The organism is Streptomyces sulphureus DSM 40104 (genome assembly GCF_000381025.1).
Lineage (GTDB): Bacteria > Actinomycetota > Actinomycetes > Streptomycetales > Streptomycetaceae > Streptomyces > Streptomyces sulphureus.
This window is the reverse complement of record NZ_KB905813.1, coordinates 682,965-703,006: the sequence shown is the minus strand read 5'-3', so window position 1 is coordinate 703,006 and position 20,042 is coordinate 682,965. Positions and strand designations below refer to the sequence as shown.

The 20,042-nt window shown below is 72.1% G+C and carries 14 protein-coding genes; 9 read left to right on the top strand and 5 right to left on the bottom strand.

Annotated elements, in window-relative coordinates:
- Positions 1-15 precede the first annotated feature (15 nt).
- Complete coding sequence (locus F603_RS0103145) at positions 16-684, bottom strand: response regulator transcription factor (protein WP_037955235.1); 669 nt, start codon at positions 682-684, stop codon at positions 16-18.
- A complete protein-coding gene (locus tag F603_RS31505; RefSeq protein WP_019544559.1) occupies positions 681-2,468 on the bottom strand; it encodes a sensor histidine kinase in 1,788 nt (595 codons plus the stop codon). Before F603_RS31505 ends, F603_RS0103145 begins: the two co-directional genes overlap by 4 nt.
- A 365-nt stretch (positions 2,469-2,833) precedes the next feature.
- Here F603_RS31505 and F603_RS0103135 point away from each other — a divergent pair, with 365 nt between their 5' ends.
- Positions 2,834-4,246: a GntP family permease gene (locus tag F603_RS0103135; RefSeq protein ID WP_019544558.1), complete on the top strand. Its 1,413-nt coding sequence runs from the start codon at positions 2,834-2,836 to the stop codon at positions 4,244-4,246.
- 121 nt (positions 4,247-4,367) lie between these two features.
- Here F603_RS0103135 and F603_RS31500 read toward each other — a convergent pair whose 3' ends face one another.
- Both F603_RS31500 and F603_RS0103125 read right to left on the bottom strand, forming a co-directional pair.
- A complete protein-coding gene (locus F603_RS31500) occupies positions 4,368-6,611 on the bottom strand; it encodes a penicillin acylase family protein (RefSeq protein WP_019544557.1) in 2,244 nt (747 codons plus the stop codon).
- Positions 6,612-7,201: 590 nt separating this feature from the next.
- Positions 7,202-8,398: an FAD-dependent monooxygenase gene (locus tag F603_RS0103125; protein ID WP_019544556.1), complete on the bottom strand. Its 1,197-nt coding sequence runs from the start codon at positions 8,396-8,398 to the stop codon at positions 7,202-7,204.
- Between the two features lie 572 nt (positions 8,399-8,970).
- Between F603_RS0103125 and F603_RS31495 the strand changes: the two genes are divergently transcribed.
- From F603_RS31495 to F603_RS0103085, 8 genes are all read left to right on the top strand, one after another.
- Positions 8,971-10,107, top strand: a complete 1,137-nt coding sequence (locus tag F603_RS31495; protein ID WP_019544555.1) for a glycosyltransferase — start codon at positions 8,971-8,973, stop codon at positions 10,105-10,107.
- Positions 10,108-10,241: 134 nt separating this feature from the next.
- Positions 10,242-11,594, top strand: coding sequence for an exopolysaccharide biosynthesis polyprenyl glycosylphosphotransferase (locus F603_RS0103115; protein WP_245600664.1), 1,353 nt, complete (start codon positions 10,242-10,244; stop codon positions 11,592-11,594).
- The gene (locus F603_RS0103110; RefSeq protein ID WP_019544553.1) at positions 11,591-12,970 is read left to right on the top strand and encodes an O-antigen ligase family protein; all 1,380 of its coding nucleotides are present in this window, start codon (positions 11,591-11,593) and stop codon (positions 12,968-12,970) included. Before F603_RS0103115 ends, F603_RS0103110 begins: the two co-directional genes overlap by 4 nt.
- Positions 12,967-14,631 carry a lipid II flippase MurJ gene (locus F603_RS0103105; protein WP_019544552.1) on the top strand — a complete coding sequence of 555 codons (1,665 nt, stop codon included), beginning with the start codon at positions 12,967-12,969 and terminating at the stop codon, positions 14,629-14,631. The genes F603_RS0103110 and F603_RS0103105 overlap by 4 nt, the downstream gene beginning before the upstream one ends.
- 97 nt (positions 14,632-14,728) lie before the next feature.
- Positions 14,729-15,463, top strand: coding sequence for a polysaccharide deacetylase family protein (locus F603_RS31490; protein WP_019544551.1), 735 nt, complete (start codon positions 14,729-14,731; stop codon positions 15,461-15,463).
- Positions 15,460-16,668 carry a glycosyltransferase gene (locus F603_RS0103095; RefSeq protein ID WP_019544550.1) on the top strand — a complete coding sequence of 403 codons (1,209 nt, stop codon included), beginning with the start codon at positions 15,460-15,462 and terminating at the stop codon, positions 16,666-16,668. The genes F603_RS31490 and F603_RS0103095 overlap by 4 nt, the downstream gene beginning before the upstream one ends.
- A 269-nt stretch (positions 16,669-16,937) precedes the next feature.
- Entirely contained in the window at positions 16,938-17,579 is a 642-nt protein-coding gene (locus F603_RS0103090) for a YveK family protein (protein WP_245600663.1), read from the top strand.
- Positions 17,576-18,754, top strand: a complete 1,179-nt coding sequence (locus tag F603_RS0103085; protein WP_019544548.1) for a GNAT family N-acetyltransferase — start codon at positions 17,576-17,578, stop codon at positions 18,752-18,754. The genes F603_RS0103090 and F603_RS0103085 overlap by 4 nt, the downstream gene beginning before the upstream one ends.
- A gap of 10 nt (positions 18,755-18,764) precedes the next feature.
- Here the strand turns inward: F603_RS0103085 and F603_RS31485 are convergent, their stop codons facing one another.
- Positions 18,765-19,904 carry a glycoside hydrolase family 26 protein gene (locus F603_RS31485; RefSeq protein WP_158678594.1) on the bottom strand — a complete coding sequence of 380 codons (1,140 nt, stop codon included), beginning with the start codon at positions 19,902-19,904 and terminating at the stop codon, positions 18,765-18,767.
- Positions 19,905-20,042: the final 138 nt, after the last annotated feature.

Genomic DNA, 20,042 nt, shown 5'->3' with positions numbered 1-20,042 from the left:
GCCGGTCGATCCCGGTCACACGGGCCTGTACTCCTGCTCGGGCCGCCCGGCTGCGTCGTACCGCAGGCGCATGCGCAGCACCCCGCGGCCGACCATTTCGGCGAGGTACCGCTGAGCGGTCGCACGGGAGACGCCGACGTGTGCCGCTACCTCGCCCGCGGAGAGCGCCCCCGCCGCCTCCTCCACGGCGGAGAGGACGAGTTGCCTCGTGACCTTCTGCGCCGTAGCGGGTTGGGCGCCGACGCGCCCCGACCCCCGCAGGGCGTCGAGGGCCTGGTCGACCGCGCTCTGGTCGAGGCCGTCCGACTCGGTCAGCTCCCTGAACCGCGCGTAGGCGCGCAGCCGTCCGGTCAACGCGGCGGGCGGGAACGGCTTGACGAGGTAGGCGAGGGCGCCTGCCGACAGCGCCGCACGCACCGCCCGACCCTCGGCCGCCGCGCTGAGGACCATGGTGTCGCAGCACAGCTCGTGCAGCAGCGCGAGCCCTGAACGGTCCGGGAGATAGAGGTCGACGAGGGCGAGGTCGACGGAACCCTCGGCGACCGCACGTAGAGCTGCCTCCGCCGAGTGCGCGGTGCCGGCCGAGGCGAAGCCGGGCGTCTCGTCCACGAGCGAGGCGTGCAGGTCGGCCACGCGGAAGTCGTCGTCGACGGAGAGCACCCGCAGCGGTGTCCGGCTGTTCATCCGGCACCGCCTCCGGGTTCTGCGGCCCGGCCCGTACCGCGGCCGGACGGCGGGCGGCGAGGCGCGACGCATGCGGTGCCTGGCACGGCGTCCTCCTCCGGAGTGTGGTCCAGCACGTCGGGGAGCCGCGCGACGAAGACCGCGCCGCCCGTGACGCGGTCCGCCTCGACCGGCTCGGCGGGCGGCCGCGGTCCGTCCGCTGGCGGGGAGCCGCGCTCGGTGAGCCGGACGTCGCCGCCCCTCGCCCTCGCGATCTGGCGAATGAGCGGCAGGCCGACGCCGCGCCCGCCGAGCACCTGTGCCTGGTCCTTGGTCGAGACGCCCTCGGCGAAGAGGTCGTCCGCGACCTCGGCGCGAACCCCGTCTCCGCTGTCGGCGACCGTAACGAGCAACTCCGCTTCCTGCGCGATGAGTTCCACCTCCACGCGGGGCGGGCGGCGAGTGCCGTCGTGCGCGGCGTCGATGGCGTTGTCGAGGAGGTTGCCCACCACGGTGGTCACGTCGACGGGTGCGGAGACCCGGTCCTCCACCCAGGTCACGCCGCCGAGGACCAGCGTCACCCCGCGCTCGCGCGCAGAGGCCGCCTTGGCGAAGAGGAAGGCGCGCAGGGAGGAGTCCTGGATCGAGTCGAGTGCCGGGAGGGACTCGCCGAACGCTCCGGAACCGATCAGCGCGTCGAGGTACTCCGACGCCTCGCGCGTACTGCCCGCGTGCACCAGCCCGGAGAGTACGTGCAGCCGGTTGGCGAACTCGTGGCGCTGAGCGCGCAGCGCGGAACTCATCGTCTGCACGGCGTCCAACTGCCGTGTCAACGACTCGACATCGGTCCGGTCGGCGACCGTCAGCAGCGCGCCGAGGTGCCTGCCGTCCTTCTCGACAGGGCGTGCGGAGAGCACCAGCACCCGCTCCCCCACGACGGCCATCACCGGCCGCCCGTCGGCCTTCTCGATCGTCTCCCGTACCCTCGCCGTGAGGCCAAGGGCATCGACTCGCCTGCCGGGTACGGCGGCGGAGCTCAGCAGCGCGCGCACCTCGTCGTTGGCGACGGTGACGACGCCGCGTGCGTCCAGCGCGAGGACCCCCTCGCCGATACCGTGCAGCACCGCTTCCTGTTCTTGGACGAGCGCGGCGAGTTGGTCGGGTTCGAGACCGAGGGTGAGCCTCTTCCAGCGGCGGGCGAGCAGTGCGGAGGCGGCGAAGCCGACGACGAGCGCGGCGACGAGCCAGCCCAGCCCGCCGAGCAGCACCCGGACAAGCTGCCCGCGCACGGCCGACGCGGAGACGCCGACGTTGGCCTCCCCCACCACCTGCCGCGACCCCGGTGCCCTGACCGGCACCTTCGCGACGACCTCCTCCCCCAAGTGGGCCCGGTGCCTGGCGAGTTCCTCCCGCCCGGAGAGCGCGGCCGAGGGGCTGGTGCTCACCCGCCTCCCCAACTCGGCGGTGTCCGGATGCGCGAGCCGGATGCCTTCGTCGTCGGTGACGACGACGAAAAGCGACCCGGTGGACCTGCGCACCGCTTCGGCCCTGTTGCGCACCTCTGTGCCTGCGAGAGTGGCGCCGCTTCCGCGGGCACCGCCTCCCGGCCGCTTGTTCGCCGCCGACCAGTGCGCCGCGGCCTCGCGTACGGCCGGCTCGCCCGCGACGGTACGGGCGACGACGAGCGCGCGCTGCTGGTGCTCCCGCACGAGTCGCCGGTCGCTGTCGTAGGCGAAGGCGCCGAAGGCCGTGCAGACGACGAGGGCGACAACCGCCCACTGGAGGAACAGAGTCTGCGTCCGCAACCGGAGTCGACGGGGCCTCGCCCCGAGCCCGTCCGGAGGCGTCGTCCGCCGGCGGCGGAGAGGTGCGCAGAGTTTCACCCGGCCCACCGTAGACCGCAGGCGAAGCGGTGCTCGCACCAGGCGGCCGGCTGAGCACAACGCACAGAACCCGCAGAACAGGGCTTTCGCGGGTTGCGCACGAATGCTGTCGCGCCGCAGCACGCGGCGGATAGCTTCCCCAGCCGGAACAGACGACGAGCCGTTACAGCAGGAGAGAGCCCCATGGCACCACCCCGCGCAGCGTGGCGCGAAGGCAGACATCGCACGGGCGCGGGGGCCGACACCCCGCGCGGCACGGGCGGAGCGGCCGAAGAGCGAGGTCGGCGATGACGGGGCACACCTGGACGCTGCTGCTCATACTCGCCGCCGCCATCGCAGCGCTGATCACGCTCATCAACTCGCGGCTGCGGTTCCATCCTTTCGTCGCCCTGATGCTCGTCTCGATCGGCGTCGCGCTCGCCGCGGGAGAGTCGACCGGCGAGATCGCCGAATCCGTCGAGGAAGGGGCCGGCGGCATACTCGGCGATGTCGGGGTGACGCTCGCCTTCGGGGCGATGTTGGGGCGGCTGCTCGCCAACTCCGGCGCCACCGACCGCATCGCGAGGACGATCGTCGATCGTGCCGGCGAGCGCTCGCTGCCCTGGTACATGGCGGCGGCCTCGTTCGTCATCGGCATCCCGATGTTCTTCGAGATCGGGCTCATCGTGCTGCTGCCGCTGATCTTCAGCGTCGCCCAGCGGCTGCGCCACAGCCCCAAGATCAAGGGCTCGCCGTACGTGTACCTCGCCACCCCCGCGATCGCCGCGCTGTGCACCCTGCACGGCATGGTGCCGCCGCATCCGGGACCGCTGATCGGCGTGGAGGGACTCGGCGCCGATCTGGGGACCACCATCCTCGTCGGCCTGGTGTGCGCCGTGCCGACCGTCGTCATCTCCGGCCCGCTCTACGGGCGTTGGATCGCGCCGCGGCTCGCCGTCTACCCGGACGACGAGCTGGTGGGCCAGTTCACGCAGGGTGATGCCGCACCGTCCGGCTCGTCGGCCGGAGCGGACGCGTCGGAGGCGGCGCCGAAGGGCGTCCCCGTCGGCTGGGCTCTCACCGCCCTGATGGTCCCGGTGGTGCTGATGCTGCTGCGCACCATCGGGGAGCTGTCGCTCGGCGAGTCCAGCCCCACCCGCCATGTCCTCGACTTCCTCGGCGAACCGGTGATCGCGATGTTCGCCGGCTTCCTCTTCGCGCTCTTCGTCCTCGGCTACCGCAGCGGCATGTCCTCGGACCGCGTGCGGGAGTCGCTCACCGACAGCATCAAGTCCATCGCCAGCATCATCCTGATCATCGCCGGCGGCGGCGCCTTCAAGCAGGTGCTGGAGGACTCCGGGATCGGCGAGGCGATCGAGACCGCAGCTTCCGGCGCGCACCTCAACCTCCTGGTGCTGGGGTGGCTGCTGGCGCTGGTCCTCTCGTTCTCCACCGGCTCGGCGACCGTCGGCATCGTCGCGGCGACGGGCATCCTCGCGCCCATGACGGGAGGCGGTGGAGGCGTCGAGAGTTCCCTGCTCGTCGTCGCGATCGGCGCCGGCTCGATCGGGCTCAACTATGTGAACCACGCCGGGTTCTGGCTGGTGAAGGAGTCCTTCGGGATGACTCTCGGCCAGGCCACCAAGTCCCACACGATGATCCAGACCCTCGTCAGCGTCTGCGGCCTGCTCATGACCCTGCTCATCTCGCTCTTCGTCTGAGGCAGGAGGAACAAAGCGGGACCCGGGAACGGACCGCCTGCCGCGGCCTTCGGCCGGTCTCCGTGCGCCCCGACTCGGGCACGGGACCGGTCGAAGGCCGCGGCGACGGGCGGCGCCCGGGTCAGTCCCGGGCAGGCAGCAGCAGCATGCGGCGCTCGGCGATGCGCTCCACCGCGGCCCGGCTGTAGGCGAGGGGGAAGTACTCGCCGGTGCGCCACTGTTCGGCGAGGTCGCGGTAGTGCGGGTCGTTCGGGTTGCCGGACTGTCCCGGTGTGTTCACCGCCACCGAGGAGTCCCAGTCGCCCACGTCCAAAACCATCCGGAACGACGGCCCGTTGGTCTGCCGGAAGTCGCTGGTCCGGTACGACGACTGGCTGACGGTGTCCGGGGAGCCGCCGCGCGGCAGCGGGCCGACGTCGAAGCGGGACCGCTGGTCCTCGCTGAACGCCGCCGACGCCGGGTGTCCGAAGAAGGTGTGGTGGAGCTTGCCCCACTCCCAGGACGCCTCTCCGCGGCCCAGCCGGTCGCGCAGCTCGGCCTGGGCCGCATCGAGGGTGTCCAGCAGCAGGCGGTCGCGCGCCGCTTCGTCCGGCAGCCACCGGCCGGGCTTCTCCAACTCGCCGAGCAGCACGAGGGTGTCGGCGTCCTCGATGACCTCGGCGGCCTGCGGCACCGCTGCCCGTACGAACCCCGGGCCGAGGTGCTTGCTGAGCCACACCTCGAAGAGCGCCGCCGCGCCCGAGTCGGCCGCTTCGACGGCGTCCCACTCGCGCAACAGGCGCAGGGCGCGGCGCAGGTCCGGGTCTTTGCTCTGCAGGCCGGCGAGCAGGGCAGTCAACCGGCGTGCCGGTATGGACAGTTGGTCGTTCTGCAACGTCTGCGAGTCGGCGAGGGTGTGCCTGCGCTGCTTGGAGAGGACCTCCACGATCCGCTGATGGCGGAACGGGTTGGTCCACTCGTAGCCCAACCCCATGTCCCGGTACTCGGGCGGGAGGTTGAACTGGTTGGCGGTGGCGAAGAACCCCGCGTCCGGGTTGAGCTTGCGCGGCAGGTCGTCGCCCGAGTAGAAGCCGTCCCACTCGTAGCGGCCGTCGCCCGGCACCGGGAGCAGGCCGTCGTAGCCGACGCGCTTGGGTGCCAGGCCGCCGGGGACCCAGCCGATGTTGCCGTCCGTGTCGGCGTAGACCTGGTTCTCCGTGGGAGCGCCCCAGTTGCGCATCGACTCGGTGAACTCGTCGAAGTTGCGTGCCCGCATGTAGGCGACGCTGCCGAAGTACGGGGACATGCCCGGCTCCAGCCACGCGGTGCGCACCGCGTACGCCAGGTTCCGCTCCTCGTCGACGTGGATGACCGGGCCGTGCCGGGTGAAGGCGAGCTCGACCGCGCGCGCGTCCTCGCCCTTTACGGCGACCTGCTCGCGGAGGACCTTCATCGACTCCCAGTCGTCCCCGTACCGGTAGCGGCGGTGGTCGTCCGGGGCCAACTCGTAGACGTAGAGGTCCTCCTGGTCGATCGGGAAGATCGTGAGACCGAAGGCGACGGTGCCGTTGTGGCCGATGGATATCCCCGGGAGTGCCGGCTCCCCCGCGCCGATGACGTCGAGCCCCGGCGCGCTCAGGTGCGCCAGGTAGCGCAGCGAGGGCGCGGAGTAGGCGCGGTGCGGGTCGTTGGCGAGGATCGGTCGCCCGGTGTCGGTGCGGTCTCCGCTGATCACCCAGTTGTTGCTGCCCTCGGTGGTTCGGTCGCGGGCGGTGGTGCGGACCTGCCCCTGTGCGAACTCCACGTTCCGGGTGGCCAGTTCGAAGACCTTGAGTACGTCCTCGGGCAGCGCGCAGGGGTCGAAGCCGTCCGGCACGGTCACCTCGTGGTCCGGTTGCAGCCCCTGACGGACGAGGTCGGCCTCCACCCCGGCGGCGCAGGCGACTCGGGCACGCTCGACCTCGCCCGTGAGGTTGCGGGTCAGGCCGTGGCTGCGGATACGGACCACGTCCTCCGCCTCCCAGCGGGCCGGACGGTAGCCGAGGAGCCCGAACTCGTCGGGGAGTCGGTCCGGATGGGCGTCGAGCCAGTCGAGGTATGCGTTGATACCGGCGACGAACCGGGCCGCGATCTTCTTCGCGTCCGACGAGTAGCGGGCCCACTCGGTGTCCATGTCCCCGCGGTACAGGAACAACCGGGTGGCCCGGTCCTGCTGTACATGGTCGGGGCCGAGCACTTCGGCAAGCTTTCCCAGGCCGCGGCGGCGCCAGAGGTCGATCTGGAAGAGCCGCTCGCGGGCCGCGTTGAAGCCCTGCGCGAGGAAGACGTCGTCCTCGTTGCGTGCGTAGAGGTGCGGCACGCCGTACCGGTCCTCGATCAACTCCACCGGCTCGCGCAACCCCTTGACGCGGAACGGCTGTTGGCGTGGCTGCGACTTCGCGCTCGCCGGCGCCTGCCCCAGCGCCTGCGCCCCGGCGACCCCGCCGCCGTGGCCACGAGCGCGTGTCTGCGGGAGAACCGTATCCGGCTGACGTCCACTGGAACCTCCACGTTGATCGACAGCACGAGTTGTAACGCGGGAACAGGTGATCCACAAGGTCGCGGAGGGTGCCGGCTTGCCCGGCATGTGCGAAGCCCGGCTGCGGCGTCGACGCCCCAGCAGTCCTTCGGCACCCGAACCGTCAGGCCACCGGCGGCAGTAGGCGGGGCCGGTACCGGGGTCCGTCTCGGTCGGGTCGCGGGACGGGAGGTGAACTGCTCAAGTCTGCGCAGCCGGTTGCAGACCGTGCAGCGGAGGCACAGAGCAGCCGCCCGTCCCGCCGAGGACGACACCGACGCCAAAGCCGGTCGCGTCAAGGCGCGGCTCCCCGGTCGCCCTGCGAAAAGCCGGTCGCCGCAGGCTTGTTGGGGAGTTCCGGCCCAACGTCCCGCACCGGCCTCGTGGCTCTCGTGGACGGATACCCGGCCGGCCGTTGGTCAGGCGCGGGAGTGCAGGGTCCGTGCGAGTCTCGGGCCGAGCCAGCGCTTGAGCCGGCGAAAAGCCTCCAGCCGCTCGGCCGCCTGGTTGATGCGGTAGTAGAGCTGGGGCGGCACATAGGGAAGCAGCGGCGAGTGCCGTTGGCCGAGGAGCGCGAACATGCGGTCCGGCGCGAGGTCGACGTAGCGCGGGAGGTTCTCGTACCACTGGGCGCTGTAGCGGGCCGCGCTCTGGACGGAGAGCAGGGCGAACGTTCTTTCCTGCTGATAGCGGGCGAGCGCGGTCTCCGGATCGAAGTTCCCACGCAGGGCGCCTGCCAGCGCGATGGCGTCCTCGAGTGCGAGTGTCGTTCCCGCGCCGATGGAATAGTGCGTGGTGTGCGCCGCGTCGCCCATCAGTACCAGGTTGTCCCGGTACCAGTTCCGGTTGGTCAGCGTGCGGAACCTCAGCCACTGCGCGCCCCCGTCGGCCTCCGCCCGGCCGATCAGGCGGTGGCCGTCCAACAGTTCGGCGAAGAGCCGCTCCAGCAGGGCCAGCCCTTCCGCCTGGCTCGCCTCGTGGAGCCCCAACCCTGCCCAGGTCTCCGGTGAACACTCGACGATCAGCGTGCTGTGCTGCGCACTGAATCCGTACGCATAGCACCACACCCAGCCGTGTGCGGTCTCGACGAAGGCGAAGGTGAAGGAGTCGAAGACCTTCGTGGTGCCGAGCCAGGCATAGGTGTTGTTCCCGACGGTGACCTCCGTACCGAAGTGGCCGGAGTGGCGTGCGCGCAGTCTGCTGTTGATGCCGTCGCAGGCGACGACGAGGTCGGCGCCGGGGAAGTCCGCCTCGGTGATTTCGCACCCGAACTCCAGGCGTACACCGAGGGATCGGGCCCGCACCGCGAGTACGTCCAGCAGGCGCCGGCGGCTGATGGCGAAGCCCTCGTCCCCACGGTGCACCGTTCTGCGGTCACGCACGTACGCGACCCCGTCGCGCCAGCGGACCGAGTCCTGACGGACGGCGAGCGCGGACGCCGGATCATTGCCGTGGAGGCTGTCGAACAGGTCGCCCCAGTAGGTGACTCCCCAGCCGTAGGTCGAACCGGCCGCATTCCGCTCGTAGACCGTGATGTCGTGCTCGGGGTTCTGCAGCTTCATCAGGATCGAGAAATACAGGCCGGCGGGACCGCCACCGACGCAGACGAGTTTCACGACACTCCCTGTGGCCGCTGAGGGCGTTTTCCGATCGGTCAAAGTAGCAGCGGATCACGCGACATGCGTGTGACAGCGGCAGCGGCATGCTTTCTGACCTCGTGTCGGACGAATCGGCGCATCAGCATACGAGCTGCCGACAAGTGCGGCGCTCTTCTCACTCGCTCTTCGCTGAGCACCGGGCACACGAATGGATGCCCGACTACTCAGTGAATCGGAAGAACCATTGAGAGTGGCGCACGGGCCTCGGCGCCGTGCTTGTCACAGTTATCCGCTGAGGAGCAGAAGCGGAATCCTCAGCGGCTTCGGAGAACCCATCGCTACCGCAACTCCTGGGCCGCGCCGCTCGGTCGGAATGGGAATCCGCTTCCGGAAGCAGAACCGTGCGACGCCCCTCCCCCGGTGAAGACGGCGCCTCGGCCGGTACGGCTTCCGGGCCGACGAGTGACGCTGAATTTTCAACGGGGCCTGAACCGGCCGGGGCATGGAGGAGGCGTTCGGTGGTGTCACAGCGCAGGGGTCCCGTAGGTCGGCTCACCGTCCTTCACCTGTCACAGCCCGTCGAGGGAGGCGTGGCGAGGGTCGTCACCGATCTGGCCCGGGCACAGATGCGGCAGGGGCTGCGGGTGGTCGTCGCGTGCCCGCGAGAAGGCAGCCTGCCCCGGTCGATCGCGGCGCTGGGCGCGGAGGTGCGGCACTGGGCCGCGGAGAGAGGCCCCGGCCGCTCCGTGCCGGCCGAGACGTGGACTGCGCACCGGCTGATCGGACGGGTCGGCCCCGATGTGGTGCACGCGCACAGTGCCAAGGCCGGACTGGCCGGCCGACTCGCGCTGCGCGGACGGCTGCCCACCGTTTATCAGCCGCACGCCTGGTCGTTCGCGGCCGTAGAGGGGCCGACCGCCCGACTCGTCCTCGCCTGGGAACGGTACGCCGCGCGCTGGGCAGACCGGGTGCTGTGCGTGAGCGACGAGGAGCGGCGTACCGGCGAGCGTTGTGGCATCCGGGCGGCGTGGACCGTCGTCCCCAACGGCGTCGATCTGGACGCCTTCCCCACCTTCCCGATCGCCTCCCCTGCCGAGGAGAGCAGCGCCCGGCAGCGCGCGGCGTGCCGGAAGAGTCTGCCGGCGCTGTCCGGGGTGCCAGCGGAGGCGCCGCTCGTGGTGTGCGTCGGGCGGCTCTGCCGGCAGAAGGGACAGCGCGACCTGCTGAGGGCGTGGCGGCGGATCGCGGAGCAAGTGCCCGACGCCTGGCTGGTGTTCGTCGGCGACGGGCCCGACAGGCCGGCGCTCACCCGGCAACCGCACAGCCGGGTGCGGTTCGCCGGCGGCGTCGCGGACCCCAGCCGCTGGTACGCGGCGGCGGATCTGGTGGTGCAGCCCTCGCTCTGGGAGGGCATGGCGCTCACTCCGCTGGAGGCGATGGCCTGCGGCCGGCCCGTGGTCCTCACCGACGTCGGCGGTGGACGGGAGTGCCTACCACCGGGCCAGGAGCTGGAGTGCCTCGTGCCACCGGGAGACCCGGACGCCCTCGCGACCGCGGTCGCGGGGCTCCTCCGGGCCCCGCGCCTGCGTGCGTACCTCGGGGAGGCGGCGCAGAAGCACGTGCGAGCGGAATTCGACGTACAGCGGACGACATCGGCGGTGCGGCGGCTGTACGGCGAGTTGCTCGACGCCGGTGCGCACACGACAGAGAAGTGGACGGCGCGGTGACGACGAAGAGCGCAGAGGACAGACCGAGCGACGCACCCGTGGTCCCCCCGCCGGGCGCGGCAGAAGCGGCGCCCGCCTCGGCGTCCTCCGGCCCGCGAGCGGCCGTGGAGGCGCCAGGGACACGCTTGACCCTCATGGCGCGTCACCGGCGCAGAATTCGTGGGGCGGCGCTGCTGGGCGGCGCGGACGTGGGTACCTGCGTCGTCGTCGTACTGGTCTTCGCCGGGCTCGAAACGGCTCCCCTGCTGCTCGGCCCCGTGGTGTGCGGCACTCTGGCGCTCAACGCCCGGGCCGGCTTGTACCGGCCCGGTCTGGAGGCGTACGCGCTGGAGGAACTGCCCACGCTGCTCTTGCGGGCAGCCGTGGTCTGGTGCGCGGCGACCGGTCTCCTCGCGTCCTTTTTCCCCGTCGGGCTCAGCCTGCCGACCCTCGCCGGGGCCGTCGTCTCGACCGGCGTGCTCGCCGGCACGGCGCGGGCCGTGGTCCACGGGAGCCACAGGCGGCGGGCCCGGAAACGGCCACGTCCCACTCTCGTCGTCGGTCACGGCGACGCGGCAGGTGCGGTCGCCGCCGTCCTCGCAGAGCAGCCCCGCTACGGGCTGCGGCCGATCGGCTTCGTCGACCCGTACGCCGGGGATGGTGCCGTCGTCGCTCCGCTGCCGGTCATCACCGCCCCGGAGGACGTCGTCCGGGCGGTCATCCAGAACGAGGTCCAGGACGTGGTCTTCCTCCGTCCCCCCTGGGAGAAGGCGGAAGAAGCCGTACTGGCCCGGCTGTTGGGCGAGCGGGGACTGACCGGTTGGCTCATCGGAGCCGGCACCGCGCAGGGTGGCCGCCCGGGGGCGGCCGGGTCGGCCCACATGTGGGGCTTCTCGTGCCGACGCCTCGACCTGGAGCCCGCACGCCTGGTCTCCCGGCGGCGGAAGCGGCTGCTCGACCTCCTTCTCGTGGTGCCGGCTCTCGTCGTGGCGGCGCCGCTGCTGATCGCCTGCGCGCTGGCGGTGCGGCTCTCCGACGGGCCGGGGGTCCTCTTCCGTCAGGAGCGCATCGGCCTGGGGTCGCGCCCGTTCGTGCTGTTGAAGTTCCGTTCGCTGCGTCCCAGCGACGAGTGGGAGTCGGCGACGCGCTGGAGCGTCGCGGGTGACGAGCGGATGAGCAGGGTCGGCAAAGTGCTGCGGCGTACTTCACTGGACGAGTTGCCGCAGCTCTGGAACGTACTGCGCGGCGACATGAGCCTCGTCGGTCCCCGACCCGAACGACTGCACTTCGTGGAGCAGTTCAGCCGGCGGCTGCCCGGCTACGCCGACCGGCACCGCGCTCCGGCGGGGATCACCGGCCTGGCCCAGGTACACGGCCTTCGGGGCGACACCTCGATCGAGGACCGGGCGCGGTTGGACAACCACTACATCGACACCTGGTCGCTCCGACAGGACCTGCAGATCCTGTGCCGGACCGCCGCGTCCGCCTTCCGCCAGGAGGGGGCATGAGCGCGGAGTCCGCGACCCCGCGGGTCCTGTCCCGTCCGGCAGTCCGCGGGCGGCTGTCGCCCGCGCACCTGCGACGTCTGCGCTGGACGCCGGTCGCCCCCGTGCTCGCCACGGTGCTGGTGCTGTGCGCGCCGGTCCCCACCGGCGACGCGGCCGCCCCGGGCGGTGTCACCTTCGCCGACGGGGCCTCCGTTCTGCTGGTCACATGGTGCGGAGTGAGGCTGCTGCGCGGCAGAGGCGGTCCGCTGACACCACTGGGTGCGCTCGTGTTCGGCGCGCCCACCGTGGCGTTCGCGGTGGCGACCGCAGCGTCGGCCGATCCGTCGGCCAGTCTTCCGGGCTTTCTGCGGAGTCTGCAGATCTTCGTGCTCGTCCCCCTTGCCGTCCTGCTCGTCCTCCGCGACGCCCGCGACTTCAGGCTGCTCTGCGGCGCCCTCGTGGTGCTGGCCCTGGTGCAGGGCGGCGTCGGTGTCGTGCAGAACGTCACCGGGACGGGAGCCTCCTTCGGGGGTCGGACCATCCGCGCGGTGGGCACGTTCGGGCCTCTGGACGTGATGGGGATGGCGACCGTGGTGGCTTACGGGTTGGTGGCAGCGGTCGCGCTGGGGCTCGGGGCCCGTGATCGGACACCGCGGGGGCTGCGGCCGGCCGCGCTCTGCGCCGCGGCAGCGCTCGTGGTGCCGCTGATCCTCTCTTACAGCCGGGGGGCGTGGATCGCGTCGGCTGCGGCGTGCACGGTCGTGCTCTTCCTGTCGGGCGCCCGTAGAGCCGTGGTCGTCCTTGCCGCACTCACCGCGGGTGCCGTGGTGGTGATCGGTGGCTTCGGGGTGGGCTCGGCGCAGGTGGGCGAGCGTTTCGCCAGCATCACCGACGTCTCGTCGGCGCCCGACCGGTCGGTGGACGACCGCTACAGCCTCTGGTCGGCCGCAGCCGCGATGTGGAGGGACGAGCCCGCGACGGGCGTCGGTCCGAAGAACTTCGCGTCCCATCGCGACAGCCACGCCCCCTTGGGCCTCTCCTCCGGAAGCGACACCGAGGGGGCGGGACAGGACTTCCGGCGGGAGCCCCTGCTCTCCCCCCACAACATGTACCTGCTCCTCCTCAGCGAGCAGGGCCTCGTCGGCACGACGGCGGTAGCGGGTGGCTGGGTGGCACTGCTGGTCGTGGGCGTGCGCCGGCACCGGGAGGCACGGTCGGCGGGAGCTCGCGACTGCGGCCTCGCCGCCGTCGGCCTACTGGTGTGGCAGACGGTCGACTTCCTGTACGCCGACATCGGGGGACCCTCGACCGTACTGACCGCCGTGGCCCTCGGCATGGCCGCCTGGTGGGCCCTGCATCCCTCGCCGGCCGCCGGTGACGAGGCGGCAGCACGATGACGGACATGCACGCCGCGCCCGCCGAACCGGGCCCGAAGCCGACGGGAGGCGCAGGAGCCGGTGCGGACGGCCCCCGGGGGACCGGCCGGTTCCTCGCGAGGGCGGCGGCCGTCACCGCCGCGCTCACAGCGGCCGGTTCGCTCTGCGGCCTGCTGCGCGACCAGGTCATCGCCCAGCTCTTCGGCGCGGACGCGGACACCGACGCCTTCCTCGTCGCCTGGACGGTCCCCGAGCTGGCGTCGACGCTGCTCATCGAGGACGCGATGGCCCTCGTCCTGGTCCCCGCCTTCAGCGTCGCCCTGTCCCTGCGGGAAACCGGCCACCGCGGAGGCACCGTTCACACGCCCGGGCCAGATCCCGTGCGGGAGCTGGTGCGGACGACGTTGCCACGGCTGTCGCTGTGGCTCGCGGGCGCCGGCGTCGCGCTGGCACTGGCCGCACCCTTCCTCGTGCGCGCCATGGCGCCGGGCCTGACCGACCCGGGCACGGCCGTCGACTGCATGCGCCTCGTCTCGTTGAACGTGGTGACGTTCGGTGCTGCCGGATACTGCAGCGCCCTGCTGCGCGCCCACCGCAGCTTCGTCGCTCCGGCGGCGATCTACGTCACCTACAACGCAGCCATCATCGCCTCCATGCTCGCCGGTCACTCGGCCTGGGGGGTGCGGTCCGCCGCCGTCGGCGTTGCAGTGGGAGGGGCGCTGATGGTGGCGGTGCAACTGCCCGCCTTCTTCCGGCGGTTGCCCGCGGTGCGTCGGGACTGTGCCGCGGGCAACCGCCGCCGGCGCGGGGCGGCGAACCTCACGCTGCTCACCTTCGGGATGCTCGCACCGGTGACGATCTTCGCACTCAGCCGCCAGGCGCAGGTCTTCTACGAGCGCTTCCTCGCCTCCTCGCTGCCGGCAGGCGCCATCTCGCACCTCAACTACGCGCAGAAGGTCGCGCAGATGCCGATGGTGCTCTCCCTCATGGTGTGCACGGTCACCTTTCCGGTCGTGGCACGTGCCATGGCCGACGGGGAACCGGAACGTGCACGCCGCCGTGTGGAGCGCGACCTGGGGCTCGTCGGCGTCGTGGTGCTGCTGGGCACGGCGTACGTCGTGGCGTGCGCGCCGCAGATCGTGCAACTCCTCTTCGAGAGGGGGGAGTTCGGACCCCGGGACACGGCCGACACGGCTTCGGTGATGCGTGTCTACAGTTGCGGACTGCTGGGGCACAGCCTGGTCGGTGCGCTCGCCAGGCCGTTCTTCTCCGGGATCCGGCCCGGCTGGTATCCGGCCGTGGCGATGGGCGCGGGCCTGGCCGTCACCGGTGCCGTCGGGGCGGCCACGGTGGGCCCGTGGGGCGTCCACGGCATCGCCGCCGCCAACGCGGCAGGGATCACCACCACCGCACTGCTGCTGATGCGCGGCCTGGGCGCACACGTGATCGCCATCGACGTCCGCGCGGTGACGAAGGGGCTCCTACGGCTGTTGCTGGCCGCCGCCGCGGCCGCGGCGGCGGGCTGGGCGGCGGCTCGCGTCCCCGACGCGCCCCTGCCGGCCACCGTGGTCGGCGGCGTGACCGTGCTGCTGGTCTTCGCCTCGGTGGCCCTCCTCGTACGGGCGTCCGAGGTCGCACAGTTGCTGACCGCTCTGGGAAGAAGGCTCGTCCATGTCCGGTGAATCCCGCACGCTGGCCCGTCAACCACCTCCCCCGCCCGCCGACGCACCGGCCGGCGGGCCGACGCGCGCGGCGGGCCGCAGACCTCCCTGGGTTCTGATGTACCACTCCGTGTCCAGCGGCACGGAGGACCCCTACCGGATCACGGTGCCGCGCGAGCGCCTGGAGGAACAGCTCCGCTGGTTGCTCGGCCGGGGCCTCTCGTGCGTGGGCGTCGGCGAGTTGATGGCCGCCCGTGCGGCCGGCCGGGACCGCGGACTCGTGGGACTGACCTTCGACGACGGCTACGCGGACTTCGTGGACGAGGCGTTGCCGGTGCTGCTCCGGCACGGCTGCACTGCCACCGTCTTCGTCCTCCCCGGCAGGCTCGGCGGTGTCAACTCGTGGGACCCGCTGGGCCCCCGCAGACCGCTGCTGAGCGCGGACGGCATCCGCGCGGCGGCCTCGGCCGGAATGGAGATCGGCTCCCACGGGCTGCTGCACACCGACCTGACCACCGCGCCCGATACGAGGCTGAAGCAGGAGACGGCACACAGCCGCGCGCTGCTCACCGAGCTCGCGGGCACCGCGCCACGGTGCTTCTGCTATCCCTACGGAGCGGTGGACGCCCGCGCGATCAACGCCGTCCGCGACGCCGGCTACCGCTACGCCTGCGCCATCTCACCGGGCCCCCTCACCGGGCCGTTCGCATTGCCACGAGTGCACATCGACGCATCGGACACCCCCTTCCGGATGCGCCTCAAGCAACTCCTGCACCCCCTGCGCCGCAGGCCCCTGCCCGAGAGCCAATCGCCCGACGCGACGGGGCGCCCACGGATCGGAGACCGCCAGTGAAGGCGTTGCACATCATCACCGGCCTGGGCGTGGGCGGCGCGGAGCAGCAACTGCGGCTGCTGCTCCGGCACCTCCCGATGCCCTGCGACGTCGTCACGCTCACCGATGCGGGAACCGTCGCGGAGGAGATCCGTGCGGACGGCACCCGCGTCGTGGAGCTCGGCATGCGGGGCAACCGCGACCTGCCGGCTCTCCCCCGACTGGTCGGACTGGTCCGCGCGGGCGGCTACGACCTCGTCCACACCCACCTCTACCGTGCATGCCTCTACGGCAGGGTCGCCGCGCGACTGGCGGGCGTGCGTGCCGTGGTCGCCACCGAGCACTCCCTGGGCGAGCACTCGATCGAGGGGCGGCGGCTCTCGCCCGGCATCCGGTCCCTGTACCTGGCCGCCGAGCGGTTGGGCTCCGCCACGGTCGCCGTCTCCGGCACCGTCGCACAACGGCTGCAACGCTGGGGCGTGGCTCCGGACCGTGTGCACACCGTGCCCAACGGCATCGACGCCGGGCGCTTCCGCTTCGACCCCCGCGCTCGCGCCCGGGTTCGTGCCCAACTGGGCATCCCGACCGGGGCGTTCGTGGTGGGCGCCGTGGGCCGGCTGGTGCCGGGCAAGCGGTTCGACACGCTCGTCGGGGCCGTGGCGGAACTGCCGGACGCGCGGCTGCTGCTGGCCGGCGACGGCCCCGAACGGGCCGCGCTGGAGAAGCGCGTCGCACAGTGCGACGCGTTCGACCGCATCCGCCTGCTGGGCGAGTGCGGCGGCGCTGTCGCACCGGATGCCGCCGTCGCGCCCGCAGACGGGGGTGTCCCGGGCATCCCGGAGCTGCTCTCCGCAGTCGACGTCTTCGTCTCCACGTCCGACGACGAGTCGTTCGGGCTCTCGGTGCTGGAAGCACTCGCCTCGGGGCTGCCCGTACTGCACGTCACCTGCCCCGCGATCGACGAGCTGCCGCCCGGGGAAGCGCCGGGTGCGCGCCGCATCGGCGCCGGCGGGACCGCGCTCGCCGCCGCGCTGCGGGAGTGCCGGGAGGCCGGCAACCGGCGGTTGCCCGTACCGCCCGTGGTGGCGCGGTACGACATCGCCACGAGCGTCGAACGTCTCCTCGACGTCTACGAGTCGGTCGCCGGGCAGCCGCTCCGGCGGAGGCCGCCTGCCCTTTCCCCGCCCGAACTTGCCGATCACGACCGTTCCCTGACAGCGAGATAGGTTCCGTTATGCCCAGCGCCGCAAAGAGAACCAAGTACAGCGCGTCGGAAGCCCCGGCATCCCGCACGGCACGCTTCCGCAGGCAGCCGTCCGCGAGTACGGCGGGCACCGCGCGCACAGCGCTCGCCGGCGCACCGGACCGGTCGTCCGGGAGCACGGACGCTGCCGCCCGGACCGCCGACGCCTTCCACGGCTCTTCCGGAGAGAAGCCACCCACCGACCTCGGGCTCCCTGCGGCCCTGGCATCCCGGAAGAGTCTGCGTGCGCGTGTGCCGATCTGGTGGCCGATCCCGCTGTGCCTCGCCGTGGGCGCCGCCGGCGGTGCCGTCTACGCCTCGGTTGCGCAGCCCCAGTTCGCCGCCAGCACGTACGTGATGGTCTCGACGGGGCAGCAGGCCGACCCCGCCTCCGCGCTCGGTTACGCCCAGGCGTACGGGAAGATCGCAACCGATCCCGTGATCCTCGCCGCGGCGGAGCGCAGGGCCCGGGTCGCACCCGGCACCCTCACCACCGGCGCGAAGGCCAGCACCTCACCCGACGCACCGATGGTGGAGATCACCTACACCGCGGGCGACTCGGCCAAAGCGGCGGAGTACGCCAACGCCGTCGCTCAGGCGCTGGTGCACACGGCCGCACAGCCGGCGAAGCGGACGGGCACCTCTCTGACCGTCTTCTCCAGCGCCGAGACGCCGGACTCCTCCGTCTCCCCCTCCGCGCCCGCGGCCCTCTCCGTGGGAGCCTGCGCCGGCGGACTGCTCGGCGGGCTGGTGCTGCTGGCCCGCCCGCAACGGCACCGCCGCTCGGCCACCGACGCCGCCCCGCCGGCGCCCGTACACGAGGGCGACGCCGCCGACGCGCTGCCGCACCCGACCCGCGAGGAGTCCACCGCGCACAGGGAGCCGCGGCCGTGACGGCCGTCGTCGGCTCCCGGACGTTGAGCGGCACCGTCTGCCGCGACGCCGACGGGTTCGCTCTCCTCGCCGAGGAGTGGGAGTCCCTGCGTGGCCGCAGCCGCTCCGCGACGGCCTTCCAGAGCCACGCCTGGCTTTACTCCTGGTGGTTGTCGTACGGCAGCCCCGGGAGGCTGCGCGTCGTCCTCGTCCGCCAGGGTGGCCGGCTGGTCGCCGCAGCACCGATGATGCTCACCCACCGGCCGCTTCCCGCACTCGTCGCGCTCGGCGGTGGCATCACCGACTTCTGCGACGTTCTGCTGGACGACGACTGCCCGCAGGCACCGGCCGCCCTGGCGAGGGGCGTTCGCCGGGCCGCCCGGGGCGCGGTCGTGGACCTGCGCGAGGTACGCCCCGGCGCCGCCGTCGAGCGGCTCTACGAGTCCTGGCAGGGCCCACGCCGGAGACGTACGGACTCAAGCTGTCTGGAGTTGCCGGGCGTTCCCATCGAAGCTCTGCTCGACCGACTGGCGACGGCCAGCGCCAGACGCACCCGGCAGAAGCTGCGGAAGATCGACAAGCTGGGCGTCGAGGAACGGACCGTCACCGCAGGGGACAGCGCCGCGGCCGTACGTACGATGCTGCGCCTCCACAGGCTGCAGTGGCAGGACCGCGCGGTCACACCCGAACACCTGACCTCCCGGTTCCACGCCCACCTGGAGCGGGCGCTGCCGACCATGGTGCGGAACGGGGACGCGGTCGTGACCGAGTACCGCGTCGGCGAAGACGTCGTGGCCACGGACGTCTCCTTCGCCCAGTCCGATCTCGTCTGCGGCTACCTCTACGGAGCCGACCCGCGGCTGCGCGAGCAGCGGATCGACATCGCCGTCATGCTCCTCAGGCACGACCTCGACTTCACGGCCCGCACCGGGCGCCGGGCCATGAGTCTGCTGCGCGGCACCGAGCCGTACAAGCTGCGCTGGAAGCCCTACCCCGTGGTGAACCAGCGGTTCCTGCTCGCTTCTCGGGGGATGACACCCGCCCTGAAGCTGTACGCCGGGCAGATCGCGGCTCGCCAGCACGCTGCCGAGGCCGTCCGCTCACGGGCGTCCCTCGCCCGGATGTGGGCTCTGCACCCGAAGGCCGCCCCGGTGCCGGCTCCGCGTCCCGACACCCGCCGGAGGACGATGACGTGAAGGTGCCGGGTCACCGTTCGACGGCACGGAAGGCAGGGCGGAGGTGCGTCGAGCGTGAGGCGGCGGTGTACCAGTGTGCGCCGGAGGGCCGCTCGCGATCGGACGGTTCTGATCCGTCCGCCGCGTTCCGGTACGCGGACACCGCGGCGCGGTAGACCGCTGAGGACTCCGGGTTCTCGCGGCAGAGCCACACTCCGTGCGGACAGTAGTCGGTGACCGTCTGGTAGACCGGCTCGTGCTCCGCGAACCACGCGAGCATCCGGCGCACGTATGCCGGGTTGTCCCCGTTGCGGAAGAGACCCCATTCCGGGTAGGAGACGGGCTTTCCGTGTGCGGCGGCGAAATCCACCTGCTTCTGCAGGCCGAAATCCTCTTCCACTTGTGCGTCGACGGAGTGGCCGGCCGGTTGGTCGTACGAGTCCATTCCGACGATGTCCACGAAGTCGTCACCGGGATAGCACCGTGTCCAGCCGACGGCGTCCCGGCCCCGGCTCGGGGCGAAGTCGAAGCGGAAACCCTGCCCCGAAACGGAGCGCATGGCCGTGACGATGCGTCGCCAGTACGCCTTCCACGCCTGGGGATCGGGGCCGCACCGGTGGGTGTACGTGGTGCCGTTCATCTCCCAGCCGAGCACGATCACCGTGTCCGGTGCACCCAGCCGTACCAGGCGCTCGGCCAGGGCACGGTAGTGCGCGTCGAAGCGGCCGTCCGCCCCGGCGCGCAGCAGTCCGCGCACTTCGGCGTCGGACAGGTGCTCCTCGTTGCGCTCCTGCATCGGCACGTTGAGGACGAACATGCGGTCCGGGTCGGCGCGTTTCCACTCCACCCACGGCTTCAGAAAGTCCTCTCTCCCCTCGATGTTGGACCACAGATCCCCGGGGAGATACGTGTGCCCGACCCGGACCTCGACCCCGCCGAGCCAGTCCTCGAGGTCCGCGATGCGCCGCACGCCCTCGGCGTCCGGCTCGAGGAACGCGCCCAGCGCGGGGACGGAATCACCGGTCGGGCCGGAGTCCGGTGACGCCTGCTCCGTGCGCGGCTCGCCAGGGCCCGGCTGGTCGGAAGGAGGCAGGCAACAGAACGCGAGAAGAGCCCCGGCCGCAGCGACTCCGCACCACACCCGCCCGGCTCCCGCGCGTCGTCGAGCCATGTGTCCTCCTGTGAGCCGGCAGGTCGGTTGCTCACCGTAGCGAGACCGGTGCACGGTGACGACGCGTCACGCCGGACCGCCGGACCTGGACCGCGCCGAGCACTCCGAGCGAGCCGTTCGGGTCGGCGGGTGGGAGAG